Genomic DNA, 15,591 nt, shown 5'->3' on the forward strand with positions numbered 1-15,591 from the left:
ACCCGCACGGTGCAGTCGCGCGGCACCGTGCGGGTGTCGGAAAACCGTCGAAACAGCCGCCTCGATGTCGGTTCTCCGAGCTCCGCGGGCTGTGGCTGGCTCCTGGACGGGACTGGCTGGAAAGTGATCGCCGTGTCGGCGACCGGCCGCACCGAAAGGGAGGATTTGTGAACGTCGGAGCAACTGCGACCGGGCCACGGCAGAGTCCGAAAGCCACGCTCGTCATGGCCTGCGTCGGGGTGTTCGTCGCCTATCTGCCGGTCACCAGCGTCTCGGTGAGCCTGCCCGCCATCCAACGGGCCCTGCACGCGTCGACATCCCAGCTGTCGTGGATCACCGATGCGTTCGTCCTGCCCATGGCGGCCCTCATCCTGAGCGCCGGTGTCTTCGGAGACGTACACGGCCGCAAGAAGGTCTTCCAGGCGGGCTTGTCGTTCGCCGTCATCGGAGCGGCCGTCGCCCTGAGCGCGCAGTCGGTCCAGGTGCTGTGGGCCGGGCAGGCTCTGGCCGGGCTGGGCGCGGCCGCGCTGCTGCCCACCACACTGGCGCTGATCAGCCACGTGGTGCCCGATCCGCACCAGCGCGCGAAGTTCGTCGGGCTGTGGGCGGCGGCCCTCATGACGGCACTGGCCGTCGGCCCCCTGATGGCAGGGGTCATCCTCGACCACGCCGCCTGGCGCTGGATCTACCTGCCGACCATACCCGTGGCCGTCCTCACCATGATGATCGCGGCGCCGCTGGTGGCCGACTCCCGGGCGCCCGGCTCCCGCCGGCTGGACTGGCCCGGCCAGATCACCGCCGCGTTGGCGATCACCTCGCTCGTCTACGGCGTGATCGAGGGCGGCGCCGACTCCTTCTCCGAGCCCCGGGTGATCGTCGCGCTGGCGCTCGCTGCCGTCAGCGCCCTCGCCTTCGTCCTGGCCGAGCGGCGCAGTGCCAGCCCGATGCTGGACCTGGCGCTCTTTCGCAGCCCGGCGTTCAGCGCCACCACGCTGATCGCGATGATCAGCTTCCTGGGGCTGATCGGTTTCTTCTTCGTTCTCAGCCTCTACTTCGGCATGGTGCAGCGGCTCGACACCCTCGACGCGGGGTACCGGCTGCTGGCGGTGACGGCGGTGTGCCTGCTCGTCGGGGTGGTGGTCGGGCCGTTGATGCGCCGGATTTCGGCGCGCGTCCTGATCACCATCGGCCTGTTGATCACCTCGGGGGCCCTGGTGTCCCTGACCGCGCTCGACGCGCACACGGTGTTCGGTGCGCTGGCCTGGCGACTGGCTCTACTGGGCCTCGGCCTGGGCCTGGTCGTCACGCCCATGACCGCCACCGCCGTCGCCTCCGTGCCGCACCGCCTGGCCGGTATGGCGGCGGCGGGCAACAACGCCTTCCGTCAGGTCGGCGGCGCCCTCGGCCCGGCCGTTCTGGGCGTGCTGCTGACCACCAGGACCACCGACACCCTCCCCGGCCATCTCGCGGCCGCCGGTGTCGACGGCGCGACCGCGCGGCGCATCACCGCGGCCGTGGACGCCGGCGGGCTGGGGACAGTGGCCCGGATGGACCTGGGAGCGGACACCGGCCGCGCCCTGGGCGCCCTGTCCGCGGCCTTCCTCGACGGCCTCCAGCTGTGCCTGATCGTGGCCGCGGCCCTCGCGCTGCTCGCCGCCATCGTCGGGGCGGTGCTGCTGCGCACCCCGCGGGCCCCGGTCCCGGCGGCACCCGAGGAGGCGAAACCCTCGCCCGCGGTGGAGCCGGAGCCGGTGTTGGCCGGCGCGGCCGCCGCGCACGGTGCGGCGCGGGCCCCACTCCCTCAGCCGGGCGGACGCGGCTCCGCGAGCGACACCGCCGGCGTCTCGACCGGGGCCCGTCCCGGACCACTTCTGAACGGCCGGGTCCGTGACGCCGCCGGCGATGGCATGGCGGGCGCCACACTCACGCTGATCTCGCCGACCGGGCGCCAGGTCGGCCGGACGGTGGCCCACAGCGCCGGCCGCTACGAGCTGACCGCCCCGGCAGTGGGGTCGTACGTGCTGATCGCGGCGGCGGATGGCCACCAGCCCCAGGCGACCACGGTGGTGCTCCACGAGGAGCCGCTGCCCCACGACGTCGTCCTGGCCGGGGCCGGCAGGCTCGCCGGCAACGTGGTCTCGGCCGGTGACGGGGTGCCTGTGGAGGGCGCCATGGTCATGGTCACGGACGTACGCGGCGACGTACTGGCCAGCGGCATGACCGAGGCCTCCGGCGGGTTCGGCTTCGACGAGCTGCCGGCCGGCGACCTCACCATCACGGTGAACGCCCCCGGGTTCCGGCCCGTCGCGCTCCCGGTTCAGCTGTCCGGCTCCGGAGTCACCGCGCTGGAAGTGCCCCTGCGGCCGGGCTCGCGGCTGCGGGGCGTCGTGCGGGCGGGAGCCAGCCGCCTGGCCCTCACCGACGCGCGGGTGACGCTGGTGGACGCGGCCGGAAACGTGGTGGGCACCACGACCACCGGCTCCGACGGCGCCTACTCCTTCACCGACCTGGACGCGGGCAGCTACTCGCTGATCACCGCCGGATACCCGCCGGTGGCCACCACGGTCACCCTGCACGGCCAGGGCATGGACAACGTCCACCTGGAGCTGGCTCACCCGGACAACTGAAGCGACGGCCCAACCGGCCGCTCACACACTTACCGGATACGGTCACACCAGGGCATGCGACGGCCGGGCGCGGTACAGGGCGCCACACTTGAGACAGGAGCGCGCCCGGTCGAGGTCCAGGTCCACCCCGAAGACCCCCCACAGTCACCGGTCACCGGTCACCGCTCACCGGTCACCGCTCACGGAGGAGCACCCGCTGGACAGATCGTTTCACTGACATCCGCCCCAACAGCAGGAGAAGCCAGTGCAGTCCCAAGCGCCCGACCCACTCGACCTGAAGCTGCTGCAGGCGCTGCAGCTCGACGGTCGGGCGCCGTTCAACCGGATCGCGCACGCCCTGGGCGTCTCCGATCAGACCGTCGCCCGCCGCTACCGCCGGCTGCGCACCACTGTGCAGCTGCGCGTGCTCGGCATCACCGACGAAAGCCGACTCGGCCGCAGCACCTGGCTCCTCCGCCTGCGCTGCACGCCGGACGCCGCCGAACAGCTGGCGGGCGCACTCGCCCGGCGCCCGGACACCTCCTACGTCAGCGTGATCTCGGGCGGCACGGAAGTGATGTGCGCGATGAAGCCACGCACCCGGCAGGCCAGGGACGAACTCCTCCTCGACCGCCTCCAGCGCACCCCCCGCGTCATCTCGGTCAGCGCCCACTGCCTGCTGCACCACTTCTACGGAGGCCCCGTCGGCTGGCTCAGCAAGATCAACGCCCTCAGCCCCGGCGAACGGACCGCCCTCAGCCCGCCACCCACCGAACCCGCCCCCACCCCCGTCGTCCTGGAGGACGCCGACGAAGCGCTGCTCGCCATCCTCAGTCGCGACGGACGGGCCCCGCTCACCGAACTCCAGGCGAGCACCGGCCTGCCGGAATCCGCGGTCAAACGGCGCCTGGACCGCCTGCGCTCCACCGGAATCCTCTATCTGGACGTGCAGTTCGACCACGAGCACCTCGGCAACGACGTCGTCGCCATGCTCTGGCTCACCGTCGCCCCGGCCGCCCTCGCCGACGTCGGCCACGCCCTCGCGACCCATCCCGAAGTGCGCTTCGCAGCAGCCACCACCGGCCAGGCCAACATCGTCGCCGCCACGCTCCACGCCGACGCCGGCGGCCTGTACACCTATCTGAGCAACAAGATCGGAGCCCTCGACGGAGTCCACTCCATCGAGACAGCCCTCACCGTGCGCGAGGTCAAGCAACTCACCTACGAACCTGGCCGCTGACACCAACCGCACCAGCCCCGCGTCATGACGTCTCCCCGCGCTATCGGATCTCAGTGCCGGCCGGGGGACCGAGCGGGCTCCGGTGCGCGGCCATGACGTGCTTGACGCGGGTGTAGTCGTCGAATCCGTAGCGGCCCAGATCGCGGCCGACACCGGACTGCTTGTAGCCACCGTGCGGCAGTTCGGCGAGGATCACCTGGTGGCAGTTGAGCCAGACGCAGCCGAAGTCCAGTTCGGCGCTGAGCCGCGTCGCGCGGCCCAGATCGGCGGTCCAGACACTGGAGGCCAGCCCGAAGTCGACGCCGTTGGCCAGCTCCACGGCTTCCGTCTCGGTGTCGAACGGCTGCACCGTGACCACCGGGCCGAAGGTCTCCTGCTGGACCACCGCGTCGTCCTGGCGCACACCGGAGATGGCGGTGGGCTCGAAGAAGTAGCCCGGGGCTCGAGCCGCTTGCCGCCGGTCTCGACCACGGCGTGGTCCGGCAGCCCGGCCAGGACGGAACTCACCCTGTCGGCCTGGGCGGCACTGTTGAGGGGGCCGAAGAACGCCTCCCCGGACGGAGGCCCGGTACGGGTGGTCCGGGCCGCTTCGACGAGCGCCGCGAGCACCGCGTCGTAGGCAGGACGTTCGGCCAGTACCCGGGTGACGGCGGTGCAGTCCTGGCCCGCGTTGAAGAAGGCCGCGTCGGCGAGGGCGCGGGCCGTGCGCCGCGGATCGACGTCGGCGAAGACGACGGCCGGGGCCTTGCCGCCCAGCTCCAGATGGACGTTCTTGACCTCCGCGGAGGCCGCGGCCATCACCTCGGAACCGGCCCGGGTCGAGCCGGTGATGGCGACCATGTCGACGCCCGCGTGCCCGGCCAGGGCGCGCCCGGTGTCCCGGTCGCCGCAGACGACGTTGACGACGCCGGGAGGGAGGACCCGGGCCGCGAGCTCGCCGAGCAGCACCGTGGACCACGGGGTGGTGTCGGAGGGCTTCAGCACGACCGTGTTGCCCGCCGCGAGGGCCGGTCCGAGCTTCCATACGGCCATCATGAAGGGGTAGTTCCAGGGGGTGACCTGGGCGACCACTCCCACCGGCTCGCGGCGGACGTACGAGGTGTGGCCCTCGGTGTACTCGCCCGCCGCCACGCCCTCCAGGACCCGGGCGGCTCCGGCGAAGAAGCGCAACTGGTCGGCGCCCCGGAGGATTTCGAGGGCCCGGGTGGTCTCGCGCGGCTTGCCGGTGGCGCGTACCTCGGCGTCCAGCAGCCGGTCCGCGTGCTCGGCCACGAGATCGGCGAGGCGCAGCAGCGCCTCCTGACGCTCGCCCGGGGTGGAGCGGCGCCACGAGGCGAAGGCCCGGCGGGCGGCGGCGACGGCGGTGTCCACGTCGGCGGCGGAGGAGCGCGGCGCGGTGCCGTAGACCTCGCCGGTCGCGGGGTCGGTCAGCTCCATGCGCGCGGCCACCATCGCCGGTTCGCCGTCGATGATGTTGTGCAGGGCCAGATCAGACATGCTGGTGTTCCTCACGGAGGGAGTCGACGGTGACACCGGGAGCCAGGAGGCCGTCGGTGACCTTCAGTTCGATCAGCGCCGCGGTGCCGGAGGCCAGCGACCGCTCCAGGGCCGCCGGGAACGCGTCGAAGGTGGTGACCGTCTCGCCGTGGGCGCCGAAGGCCCGGGCGAGGGCGGCGAAGTCCGGGTTGACCAGGCCGGTGCCGCTGACCCGCCCCGGGTAGCTCTGCTCCTGGTGCTGGCGGATCGTGCCGTAGGTCGAGTTGTTGAGGACGAGGACGAGCGGGGCCGCGCCCTCCGCGACGGCGGTGGCCAGCTCCTGGCCGTTCATCAGGAAGCAGCCGTCACCGGCGACCGAGACCACCTGCCGGCCGGGTTCGGCGATCGCGGCGGCGACGGCGGCGGCGGGGATGCCGTAGCCCATGGAGCCGTTGCGCGGGGCGAGTTGGCGCCATCCGTCGCGGTAGGTGAGAAAGCGCTGGGCCCAGACCGCGTGGTTCCCGGCGCCGAAGGTGACCACGGTGTCATGGGGCAACCGTGCGTCCAGGTGGGCGAACACGGCGCCGAGGTTCAGCGGGTCGTCGTCCGGCACCGGGGTACGGAACTCCAGGTGCGCGGCGCGGTCCTGCTCGGTCCGTGGGCCCCAGGGCACCGCGGCGTCTGGGTGCAGACCGCGTACCGCCACGCCGAAGGCCTCGGGGACGGCGAGCAGTGCGAGGTCGGCCGGATAGAGCGGGGCGGGCGGCTGCGGTGCGGGCAGGGCCTGAACCAGGCGCGGGCCGGTCCCGTCGGTGGGGAGCAGGGTGAAGCCGTCGGTGCACACGTCGCCGGGCGCGGTGCCGACGCAGATCAGCAGGTCGGCCACGCGTACCCGCTCGGCGACGGCGTCGGCCCGTCCGTAGCCCAGCGCCCCGATGTAACTCTCGCTGTCGTTGACGACGAGGTCCTGGCAGCGGAAGTCGACGGTGACGGGCAGCGACCACGCCTCGGCCCACTCCCGTACGTCGGCGCGGGCCCGGCCGGTCCAGCGGCTGCCGCCGAGCAGCAGCAGCGGGCGCTCGGCGGCGCCCAGCAGTGCGGCCAGCCGGTCGCGCTCGGCGGCGGAGACCGCTCCGGCGGGCACGGGCAGCGGGGTGGCGTCGGGCACCTGGACGGTGTCGGTGAGCATGTCCTCCGGCAGGCCCAGGACGACCGGTCCCGGGCGCCCGCTGCCGGCGATGGCGAAGACGACGTGCTCGGCGGACTCGACCGACCGGACGTCACCGACGCCGAGAAGGACCGGCTGCTGCGCACCGTGCGCGTCCACCTGGCAGGGAACGGCTCGATAGCGGACACGGCCAAGGCCGTCTACTGCCACCGCAACACCGTGCAGCACCGCTTCGCCCGCTTCTGCGAGCTCACCGGTCACGACATCCGCCATCCCGAGGACGCAGCCCTCATCGCCCTGGCCCTGCGGGCCACGGACCGGCGCGACCGGACAGAGGAAACCGGCTGACCCAAGCGGCCTGCTGCGTGAGCGGGAGGCATACTTCCAGCTCATGCAGCAGGGCCTGGGCAACAGCAAGGCATGCCAGGTCGTCGGCATCAACCCGAGCGCCTGCACAAACTGCTCGCTGCCTGACCAACACGACCAGGTGTTCCGACGCTCCCTGGGCGCCCTCACACCCGAGGGGCGGGCACCGGCCTCCGAGGTCGGAACACCCGGTAGCCGGCTTGCCTACCGCAGGGAACGGAACCACCGCACCACGGCGGCGGTTCCCGCCTGCTGGGATCCCAGATGGCGCGAGCCGCCATAGTCAGGAGTGCCGAGGCCGATCAGCGGAGCATGGATGCCGCGGGAGCGCAGGGCGGCGTGGCAGTGGTCGGTGTTCGCGGTGACGGCCTGCTCGTCCCCATCGGCGTAGTAGAGCCGGATCGGAGCCCGCGGCGTCCAGTCGGCGCACACGCCGTCGGCGATCCGCAGGGCCGCCGCAAGCCCTCCGGTGGGGTGGGCCAGCATCGCCCGGCCGCGGGGGGTGAGGAGCGCGTCGATGGAGTCGGGGGTGCCGGCCACGGCCTCCTGACCGGTGTGTGTGCCGTCCAGCAGACCCTCGATCGTCTGGTCATACGGCGCCTGGAACACCTGGGCCGGCGTGTCGTACAGGTGGTGCAGGCGGTTGAAGGCGACGAGGGCCAGCGCCGAGTAGATCACGCTTGCCTTCGGCTCCGTCCGCCCGGCCAGCAGCGCGGGCAGCTCCGCGTCACGGAACGCGTACGCGCCGCTGATGGGTGCAACGGCGCGCAGCCCGAACCATGCGTCGGTGCCTTCCCGCAGCGACCGGGCCAGTCCCAGTGCCGCCGAGGCGCCCTGTGAGAAGCCGGTGACCAGTACCTCGCGGCGCAGTTCCCGGCCCTTCGCCGCCACGACGGCGCGGGACGCCCGAAGCAGGTCCAGGGCGGCCGTCGTCTCCGAGGGGACGTCCATCCAGGGGTGCGGGCCTGGCCCCAGGCCCAGTCCGAGGTAGTCGGGGAGTACCGTGGCGAATCCGGCGGAGGCGTAGGTCAGGGCGGGGGCCTGGTCCCAGACGCTGGTCGATACCGAGGCGACGTCGTCCTTGAACAGTTCCGTGCCGTGCGTGAAGGACACGGTCCGCAGCCGCCGTTCACCGCTTCGAGGCAGGGCCAGCAGTCCGCTGGCGGTCGTGGGCCGGCCGTGAGGGTCAACCGTGCGGTACACGATCCGGAAGGTGTCCAGACCGTACCGTACGGCGCCGGTGTCCCAGGCACCCGCCTTGTCCCCCGCCAGCTCGGCCGCGACCTCGCGGGCGGTGAACGTGCGCAGGTGCTCGACCGACACGAGCGTGCCCCGCGGCGAGTCCGTGGCGACCGGCGCAACAACGGCGGCCCGGGGTTCCCCCGCTCCCTGTGCGACCACGGCCGTCGTGCCGCTCGCCGTCAGCGCCACCGACACCGCCGAGACCATCAGTAACCTGCTCGTTCGCTTCATGCCGTGACCGTACGTATCCGCCGGCACAGCCGACCATCCGGCCAACCCTCCGACGTGTGTGGGGTTTTCCCGAGGGTGCGTTCGGTGCTCGCCGTCGCTTTCCGACGACGTTCCCCGCCAACTTGATCCGGCACATCTGCAACGACCTCGACGCTGTCACCACCGAACTCAGCAGTCGCCCACGCAAGACGCTCGGCTGGAACACCCCAGCCGGGCGTCTGTCTGCACTGCTCGCGGTTCGATCGACGCACCGCGGTGTCGCAACGACCCCTGGAAAGCGTCCCGCTGCTCGGAGGGCCTTCGTCACGGCGCGGCCGAGACCGCTTACAGCCAGGGCCCACAGGCCGGAGGAGCCGTACCTGCCTGAGTTCCTCCAAACGGCCCCCGGCCCGGGGTGGCCGGCGCGGGTCTTGCCGCCGGGCAGGGGACCAGGTCAGTCGCCACACACCTCTTTCTCCATCGGCCGCGTCCGCCATCCCGGTGCGGTGCCCGCGGCCCGGATCCCCGCCACGAAACATTCCAGCAGCCGGTCCAGGTCCAGCCGGGTGGCGACCTCGATCGGCGGGTGCGGGGGCGCCGGCTTATTGGCGACGAACGGCCGCCGGTCGGCCAGTGTCGCTCCCCGGGTCAGACCGGGCGCCGGCTCCACTTGGACGCTCCACCGCCCGTACTCCCGTACTCGGAGAGCAGCCGGTCGGCGAGATCCACCCTACGGACGCTCTCAGGGAAGGGCTGGGCGGCACAGGAGGCGACGAGGATCGGCTCCCGGAAGGTTCGACGGCCTTCGACGTCGTCGCGCGACGGCTGGAACGCGTCGGTCCCGCCCAGCTGGGCCAGGACGTCGGCTGCTTCGGGGTCGAAGCTGAGCGTCATGATCTCGATCTTTCAGTGAGGGGGCGGCTCAGATCGACTTGAGCACCCGGACGCGGTCGGCGATGGCGCGCCGGGCGGCGTCGGAGGTGAAGGCGATCGAGTCGAATTCGTGCGGGGCGCCGGGGTGCAGGGCAGCGCCACGACGTCCCCCACCGCCGGCGGTGTGGCGGGCGTCCGCCATCGCACCGGCCACCGGAGCCGGCCCCGCGGCGATTTCGGGTTCCAGGCCGAGTGCCGCGGTTCCCGCCCTCCGGGGTCAGGCGGCGGACGGGACGACGATGACCTTGCCGTGCACCGCGCCCTCGGCGGCCCGGGCGTGCAACGCCGCCAGTTCGGCCAGCGGCGCCCGCTCGGCGACGGCGACGCGCAGCTCACCGCGGTCCACCAGTGCCACCAGCCGCGACAGCTGTTCGGCGTCGCTGCGGACGAACAGGTCGATGCCGCGCACGCCGCGCTCTTCGTCGCTGGGCGCGGGCATCCACACCGTCGTGTTGACCACGACACCGCCCGGCCGGACCAGGGTGACCAGTGCGGCCAGCTGCGCCGGGTCGACCGGCGCGAGGTTGAGCACCACGTCGACCGGCTCGCTCACCGCGTCGGGCACGCTCGTGGCCGTGTGGTCGATGACCTCGTCGGCACCGGCCGACTTCACCGCCTCCGCACTGCGGGGGCCGGCCGTGGCGATCACGTGGGCCTTGGCGCCCTTGGCCAGCTGCACGGCGTAGCCGCCGACCGCTCCGCCGGCACCGTTGATCAGCACGCGTTGCCCGGCCGTCAGCTTGCCGTGGTCGAACAGCGCCTGGTACGCGGTGAGCCCCACCACCGGCAACGCCGCGGCGTCCGGCAGCGGGACTCCCTTGGGTGCCGTTGCCAGAACCTCGGCCGGCGCGAGGACGTACTCCGCTGCGGCGCCGCTCTTGTCCATCGGCAGGAACCCGATGACCTCATCGCCGACCACGAGGCCGTCCACGCCTTCGCCCAGCGCGTCGACCGTACCGGCGACATCGAGGCCGGGCGTGTGCGGCAACTCCACCGGGATCGGGCCGCGCATGAAGCCACCGCGGATGTTGCCGTCGACGGAGTTGAACGACGTCGCGGCGACGCGGATCCGGACCTGCCCGGGTCCGGGGACGGGCTGCTCCAGGTCCTCGTAGCGCAGGACCTCGGGGTCGCCGTACTCGTGGAAACGCACTGCCTTCATCGGAGTTCTCGCTTTCGCATCATGTCTGCTTGCTTCGAACTTGAAGCAACTGCGGGACACGCTACTGCTGCTTCGAATTCGAAGCAAGTGACACCGTTCAGGCCGTAGGCCCGCGCCCGTCGCCGCGACGAGCTCCACGGCGAGCTCCGCGGCGACTCGGTCGATGTGTTGGCGCGATGCGGTAGCCGTCCGGGACGCGCCGGGGCAGGAAGCCGACGCCACCCTCTTGCAGCTCGTGTTCCTCATCGCGGGCCCACACCAGCGCGGAACCGGACAGGAGCAGGAAGACTCCGCCCTCGCCACTCCAGCTGCTGCTGATCTTCCCGCTGGGCGAGGGAGGGGGATGCTCATGGCCGATCCTCGGGATCCGCGGACGGCGGCGCCGTCCTCCTGCCCGCCACCCTGCACCGCGCCACCGCCCGAACTCCACGTCCTGCCGTGCTCGGCCGGGCCCAACACTGTCCACCCGCACCACACGCCAATCTTCGAATTCGAAGCAGTACACTGGGGTCATGCCCAAGTCGCCGCCGTCGCTCGACCCCGTGCAACTCGGCGCCTACTTCGACCTCATGGAGGTCGCCAGCCTGCTCCGGCACGCCGTCGAGCAACAGCTGCGCGAAGTCGGCGACCTCAGCTACATCCAATTCCAGCTGCTGGCCCGCCTCGGCGACTCACCGACGGGCAGCCACCGCATGACCGACCTCGCCGACGGCGTTGTCTACAGCCGCAGCGGCCTGACCTACCAGGCAGGCCTGCTCGAGAAGGCAGGCCTGGTCGTGCGCACGCCCTCTGCGGACGACGAGCGGAGCGTCACGGTCACCATCACCGACGCCGGACGCGCGCTGCTCGGGAAGGTGCTGCCGGGTCACATCGAGGTGGTCAGCGGCCTCCTGTTCGAGCCGCTTGCGCGCGATGACCTCAAGGCTCTCGCCGGCCTGCTGGCGCCGGTGCGCGACCACATGCGCTCCACACCACCTCGTTCAGCCGCGCCGCGCCGCAAAGCCGGATCGTAAGGACCCGGCCCGGTCTACAAGGACCCGGCCCGGTCTGATCGCGACAGCCAGCGGGCTCACCGACGAACAGGTCGGTGAACCGTCGTTGCTGCCCGGCTGGACCCGCGGCCACGTCCTCATCCACATCGCCCGCGCCGCCGAGGCTCACCGAAACCTGTTGGAGGCAGTACGCACCGGGTCCGGCATCCCCGCGTACGCGAGTCAAGAAGCCCGCGACACATCGATCGAGAACGGTGCGAGCCGGCCAAGTCGTCCTTCGTAAACTTGTCGAGCTCGAACTGCATCACGTCGACCTGAACGCGGGCTACCGGCCGACCGACTGGCCTGCCACCTTCAAGCCGCTGGAATTGCCCGAACCCATGCGAAGCCAGGCCGCCGACCGCATGTCCTGGTTCACCACGACGTAACTCCAACCACTCCCGCCTGTCCTGCCGCAACCGGGCCGATGGTGCCCTAGAGTCGCCGCATGCGGCGACGGGCAGGATTGGCATTAGCTGGGGTTGCGGCCTTGGCTTGGGGCGAGTGGTTGAACTGGCGCTGGTCTCGAGTTCTGGTGGGGAACGGCGTGGGCGCTTCCGAAGCCGTGGTGGTGCTGGGGTACCGGAACCCCCAAGCGACGGCAAACTTGATCAACCGATGGCGAGTCCGTGCTGGAATTCGCTCCATCGCCGCTGACGGTGCGCATGGAACCCGCGTGATCTTCAGCGGCGGTGCGGTCGGCGGGTGCGGCGCCGCGGAGGCCCAGCTGATGGCCGACTACGCGAAGTCGGTGCTCAAATTCGACGGCACGGTGCTCCTCGAAGACCAAAGCGCGACGACGTGGGAGAACATCACGAACGTGATCCCACTGCTCGAAAACGTGGACCGCATCAAGATCGCCTCCCAGCCGGCTCATGCGCTCAAGGCCCGTGCGTACTTGCGGCGGCAGCGCCCCGATCTCGCAGAGAGGCTGGTGCGCGCGGATGACTACCGCCCCGGCGAGTGGATGGCCGTCAAACCGCTGCTGGCCCTGTACGGACTTTGGACACTCCGCGGTCTCAAGGCCGATGAACGGAAGGTATCGCTGTACTCGCTGTAAACGACGCCGGATTCCTTGAGGATTTCCATACGGTCGAGGCGGCCACGTTCCCTCCCAGTATGAGCAGTTCGCCGCGCGGACGCGTGTAGCCCCGGCTCGGGAGGCGGCATGTGCCGGTCCGACCCGAATCATGCTGACTGACGCCGTGGCCAGCGCGTTGGTGGAGGTGGCTCGGCGACTTCCTCCCGCGGCGCCACCAGTCCGGGCTGGTGTGCCTCGCGGCGGGTGTCCGACTGCTCTCCGCGGCCGCCCAGTTCGTCACCACCGGCCGGCGCGGGATTCTCCGCCTTGCCCACCACTGGCCCTGGAGCTCAGACCGCGAAAGGGCCCACCGACTCCGTCCGCGGACCCTCACGAATGACTTGTCGGTCGCATAGACGAACATCCGGCGTTGTGTGACGGCAAGCGAGTCATCCCCCGCGTCGAAGCGGCCCACGGTCAGGTTGCCCCCCGGTGGCGCCGGGAAACGGTGCCACCCGGTGGAAAACGCTCGACAGGTCGATGGGAACGATCAGCTACGAATTCAGCCGCTTCCGGGTCGTCGCTGGATTCTCACCGGCCCGCCCAGGCGGCTTCATCAGTGGGGCCTCGCGCACGCCAGGCCCCACGACGGGTTCAGACGGTGAGGACGAGCTTGCCCCGGAGGTGGCCGCCGTCGAGCAGCCGGTGCGCGTCGGCGACGCGCTCGAACGGGAACGTCTCCCGCACATGGACCCGGAGCCTGCCCTGTTCGACGAGTTCGACGAGACCTCGCAGGGCGACCGGATCGGGATCGACCGCGATGCCGCTGAAGCGCATACCGGCCGCCTCGTACTTGGCGGCGAGCCCCGAATCCTCCTCGGCGACCGCCGTCACCAGGTGACCGCCCGGTCGGAGCACGTCGAGCGACCGCTCGGCGGTGTCGCCCCCGATCGTGTCGAGCACGACGTCGATGTCGCGGACCGCCCCGGTGAAGTCGACCGCCGTGTAGTCGATCACCTCGTCGGCGCCGAATCCCTCCACGAACTTCCGCTTGCTCCCGCTGGCCGTCGCGATCACATGCGCGCCGAGCGCTTTCGCGATCTGGATCGCGACATGGCCGACCCCGCCACCACCGCCGTGGACCAGGACGCGGTCGCCCTCACTCACACCGCCGAGGTCGACGAGGCCCTGCCACGCCGTCAGCCCGACGACCGGCAGCGCCGACGCCTCGACGTGCGAGAGCGACGCGGGCTTGCGTACCAGGTGCAACGCCGGCGCCGACACGAACTCGGCGTACGCGCTCGCCGCCCGTGGGAACAACGGCATCCCGAACACCTCGTCACCGGGCCTGAACCGCCACGTCAGCGACCCCTCCTCGACCACGCCACTGATGTCCCAGCCGAGGACGAACGGCGGCCGGCCGAGCATCGGGGGAAACTCGCCGGCACGCAGGAGCGCCTCCAGCGGGTTCAGCCCGATCGCCTTGACGCGGACGAGAACCTCGGTCGGGAGGGGCTGGGGCTCGGGCGCGTCCACGATGGTGAGCACCTCGGGACCGCCGAGCCTCTGCTGGGTGATGACTCGCATGACTCTCCTGTGCTTTGGAAGGGGGAGAGAAACCAGGCTAGGTTTCCGATAGGAACCAGCAGGTACCTCTGGCACAGGTACCTTTGGCGCCATGAGCGGTTTCGGTCCTGGTGGTCCCTTTCTCGCCGACTGTCCGGGGCGTATGGCGATCGAGCTGCTCGCCGACAAGTGGGCGGCGGTCGTGCTCTACGGCCTCAGCAGGGGCCCGGTGCGCCATGGCGAGCTGATCGAGCTGATCGGCGGCATCTCCCGCAAGATGCTCACCCAGACGCTCCGGCGGCTCGAGGCGCACGGACTCATCCGCCGCCACGCCTACGCCGAGGCGCCGCCCCGCGTCGAGTACGAGCTCACCCCGCTCGGGGCGACGCTGATCGATCCGATCCACATGCTCACCGAGTGGGCGAGGACGAACGGCGACGCGGTGCTCGACGCGCTCGACTCCGCTCCCGCCGACGTTGTGCCAAGCCGGGACGGATGAGTACAGGGCGGCCGTGCCATCGGATGGCACCCGGTGCGACCAAGGGCGGGCGCGCCACCGAATGCAGACAGGTGGCGCCGCGGGCAGAGGTCCCGGCACGCCGTTATCCGCTCCCCGTTTGAGGGAGGTCAGATGCTCGCGGCTTGCTCAGGATGCGTTCAGGTATCCGGTGTCAGAGTCGGGCGCCATGACCTACGAGACATCTGAGCCCCTGCCGACCTCAGCGGCCGACGGGCCGGTCGCCCGGTCGCGTCACCGGCGACGCTGGAACAAGGTTCCCGAAGTCATCCTCTACTTCTGGATCATCAAGGTGCTGTGCACGACGGTCGGTGAGACCGCGGCCGATCTGTTGAGCGAGAAGGCGGGACTCGGCCTGACGGGTGTATCGGCCCTGATGAGCGCGCTGCTGGCCGTGGTGCTGGTCGTGCAGTTCCGCACCAGCGCCTATCGCGCGGGCGTGTACTGGACGGCCGTCGCCCTGATCAGCGTCGTCGGCACGCTGATCAGCGACAACCTGACCGACAACATGGGCGTACCGCTGGAGACGAGCACGACGGTGTTCGCGATCATCCTGGCGGTGGTCTTCGCCATCTGGTACCGGCGGGAGCGGACACTGTCCATCCACAACATCGACTCCACGAGCCGCGAATCCTTCTACTGGCTGGCGGTGCTGTTCACCTTCGCCCTGGGCACCGCGGCCGGTGATCTGCTCTCGGAGCGGATGAACCTCGGGTACTGGCTGTCCGCGATGCTGTTCGCCCTGGCCATCGCCGCCGTCGCGGTCGCTCACTTCGCCCTCGGTCTCGACGCGGTGTGGAGCTTCTGGATCGCGTACATCCTCACCCGCCCGCTCGGCGCCTCCGTCGGCGACTACCTCTCCCAGCCGACCGGCGACGGCGGCCTCGGCCTGGGCACGGTCGTGACGAGCGTCCTGTTCCTCGCGGTCATTCTCGGCCTGGTGGTGTTCCTTTCGGTGACGCGCAAGGACGTCACCGAACCGGAGCGAGTCGCCCAGTAGACGGCCTGAGCCACGGCAGGCGTTCAGGATCCGTTCAGGCCGCGGCTGACAGG

15 protein-coding genes and 1 pseudogene are annotated in these 15,591 nt (G+C 71.1%); 8 read left to right on the plus strand and 8 right to left on the minus strand.

Annotated features, from left to right (window positions below; genetic code table 11):
* The first annotated feature begins 224 nt into the window (after nt 1-224).
* Nucleotides 225-2,627 carry an MFS transporter gene (locus tag LIV37_RS03355; RefSeq protein ID WP_121825860.1) on the plus strand — a complete coding sequence of 801 codons (2,403 nt, stop codon included), beginning with the start codon at nt 225-227 and terminating at the stop codon, nt 2,625-2,627.
* Between the two features lie 244 nt (nt 2,628-2,871).
* Nucleotides 2,872-3,846 carry an Lrp/AsnC family transcriptional regulator gene (locus tag LIV37_RS03360; RefSeq protein WP_020865685.1) on the plus strand — a complete coding sequence of 325 codons (975 nt, stop codon included), beginning with the start codon at nt 2,872-2,874 and terminating at the stop codon, nt 3,844-3,846.
* Between the two features lie 40 nt (nt 3,847-3,886).
* On the opposite strand, the pseudogene LIV37_RS03365 reads toward LIV37_RS03360, so the two are convergent.
* Nucleotides 3,887-5,343: pseudogene (locus LIV37_RS03365) on the minus strand (aminobutyraldehyde dehydrogenase).
* Complete coding sequence (locus LIV37_RS03370) at nt 5,336-6,511, minus strand: thiamine pyrophosphate-dependent enzyme (protein WP_020865687.1); 1,176 nt, start codon at nt 6,509-6,511, stop codon at nt 5,336-5,338. The pseudogene LIV37_RS03365 and the gene LIV37_RS03370 overlap by 8 nt, the downstream one beginning before the upstream one ends.
* A gap of 63 nt (nt 6,512-6,574) precedes the next feature.
* On the opposite strand from LIV37_RS03370, the gene LIV37_RS03375 reads away from it, so the two are divergent.
* Nucleotides 6,575-6,838 carry a helix-turn-helix domain-containing protein gene (locus LIV37_RS03375; RefSeq protein WP_020865688.1) on the plus strand — a complete coding sequence of 88 codons (264 nt, stop codon included), beginning with the start codon at nt 6,575-6,577 and terminating at the stop codon, nt 6,836-6,838.
* Between the two features lie 222 nt (nt 6,839-7,060).
* On the opposite strand, the gene LIV37_RS03380 is transcribed toward LIV37_RS03375, so the two are convergent.
* The 5 genes from LIV37_RS03380 to LIV37_RS03400 form a co-directional block, all read right to left on the minus strand.
* On the minus strand, nt 7,061-8,329 hold the full coding sequence (locus tag LIV37_RS03380) for an alpha/beta hydrolase family protein (RefSeq protein ID WP_243146414.1): 1,269 nt from the start codon (nt 8,327-8,329) through the stop codon (nt 7,061-7,063).
* A gap of 433 nt (nt 8,330-8,762) precedes the next feature.
* Nucleotides 8,763-8,978, minus strand: coding sequence for a hypothetical protein (locus tag LIV37_RS03385; RefSeq protein ID WP_020865690.1), 216 nt, complete (start codon nt 8,976-8,978; stop codon nt 8,763-8,765).
* Entirely contained in the window at nt 8,957-9,202 is a 246-nt protein-coding gene (locus LIV37_RS03390; RefSeq protein ID WP_020865691.1) for a hypothetical protein, read from the minus strand. The genes LIV37_RS03385 and LIV37_RS03390 overlap by 22 nt, the downstream gene beginning before the upstream one ends.
* A gap of 28 nt (nt 9,203-9,230) precedes the next feature.
* Nucleotides 9,231-9,383 carry a hypothetical protein gene (locus LIV37_RS03395; protein ID WP_202979662.1) on the minus strand — a complete coding sequence of 51 codons (153 nt, stop codon included), beginning with the start codon at nt 9,381-9,383 and terminating at the stop codon, nt 9,231-9,233.
* Between the two features lie 75 nt (nt 9,384-9,458).
* Entirely contained in the window at nt 9,459-10,403 is a 945-nt protein-coding gene (locus tag LIV37_RS03400) for an NADP-dependent oxidoreductase (protein WP_020865693.1), read from the minus strand.
* Nucleotides 10,404-10,915: 512 nt separating this feature from the next.
* Here LIV37_RS03400 and LIV37_RS03405 point away from each other — a divergent pair.
* The 3 genes from LIV37_RS03405 (at nt 10,916) to LIV37_RS03415 (ending at nt 12,494) form a co-directional block, all read left to right on the plus strand.
* Nucleotides 10,916-11,416 carry a MarR family winged helix-turn-helix transcriptional regulator gene (locus LIV37_RS03405; protein ID WP_020865694.1) on the plus strand — a complete coding sequence of 167 codons (501 nt, stop codon included), beginning with the start codon at nt 10,916-10,918 and terminating at the stop codon, nt 11,414-11,416.
* Nucleotides 11,316-11,678: a maleylpyruvate isomerase N-terminal domain-containing protein gene (locus tag LIV37_RS52025; RefSeq protein ID WP_309471131.1), complete on the plus strand. Its 363-nt coding sequence runs from the start codon at nt 11,316-11,318 to the stop codon at nt 11,676-11,678. The genes LIV37_RS03405 and LIV37_RS52025 overlap by 101 nt, the downstream gene beginning before the upstream one ends.
* 204 nt (nt 11,679-11,882) lie before the next feature.
* Nucleotides 11,883-12,494 carry a YdcF family protein gene (locus LIV37_RS03415; RefSeq protein ID WP_121825857.1) on the plus strand — a complete coding sequence of 204 codons (612 nt, stop codon included), beginning with the start codon at nt 11,883-11,885 and terminating at the stop codon, nt 12,492-12,494.
* A gap of 615 nt (nt 12,495-13,109) precedes the next feature.
* Here LIV37_RS03415 and LIV37_RS03420 read toward each other — a convergent pair.
* Nucleotides 13,110-14,042, minus strand: a complete 933-nt coding sequence (locus LIV37_RS03420; RefSeq protein ID WP_020865697.1) for an NADP-dependent oxidoreductase — start codon at nt 14,040-14,042, stop codon at nt 13,110-13,112.
* A gap of 91 nt (nt 14,043-14,133) precedes the next feature.
* Between LIV37_RS03420 and LIV37_RS03425 the strand changes: the two genes are divergently transcribed.
* Both LIV37_RS03425 and LIV37_RS03430 read left to right on the plus strand, forming a co-directional pair.
* Nucleotides 14,134-14,520: a winged helix-turn-helix transcriptional regulator gene (locus LIV37_RS03425; RefSeq protein ID WP_121825856.1), complete on the plus strand. Its 387-nt coding sequence runs from the start codon at nt 14,134-14,136 to the stop codon at nt 14,518-14,520.
* 187 nt (nt 14,521-14,707) lie between these two features.
* Entirely contained in the window at nt 14,708-15,538 is an 831-nt protein-coding gene (locus tag LIV37_RS03430; protein ID WP_020865699.1) for a COG4705 family protein, read from the plus strand.
* The last annotated feature ends 53 nt before the right edge of the window (nt 15,539-15,591 follow it).

The organism is Streptomyces rapamycinicus NRRL 5491 (assembly GCF_024298965.1).
In the GTDB taxonomy this organism is placed as follows: domain Bacteria; phylum Actinomycetota; class Actinomycetes; order Streptomycetales; family Streptomycetaceae; genus Streptomyces; species Streptomyces rapamycinicus.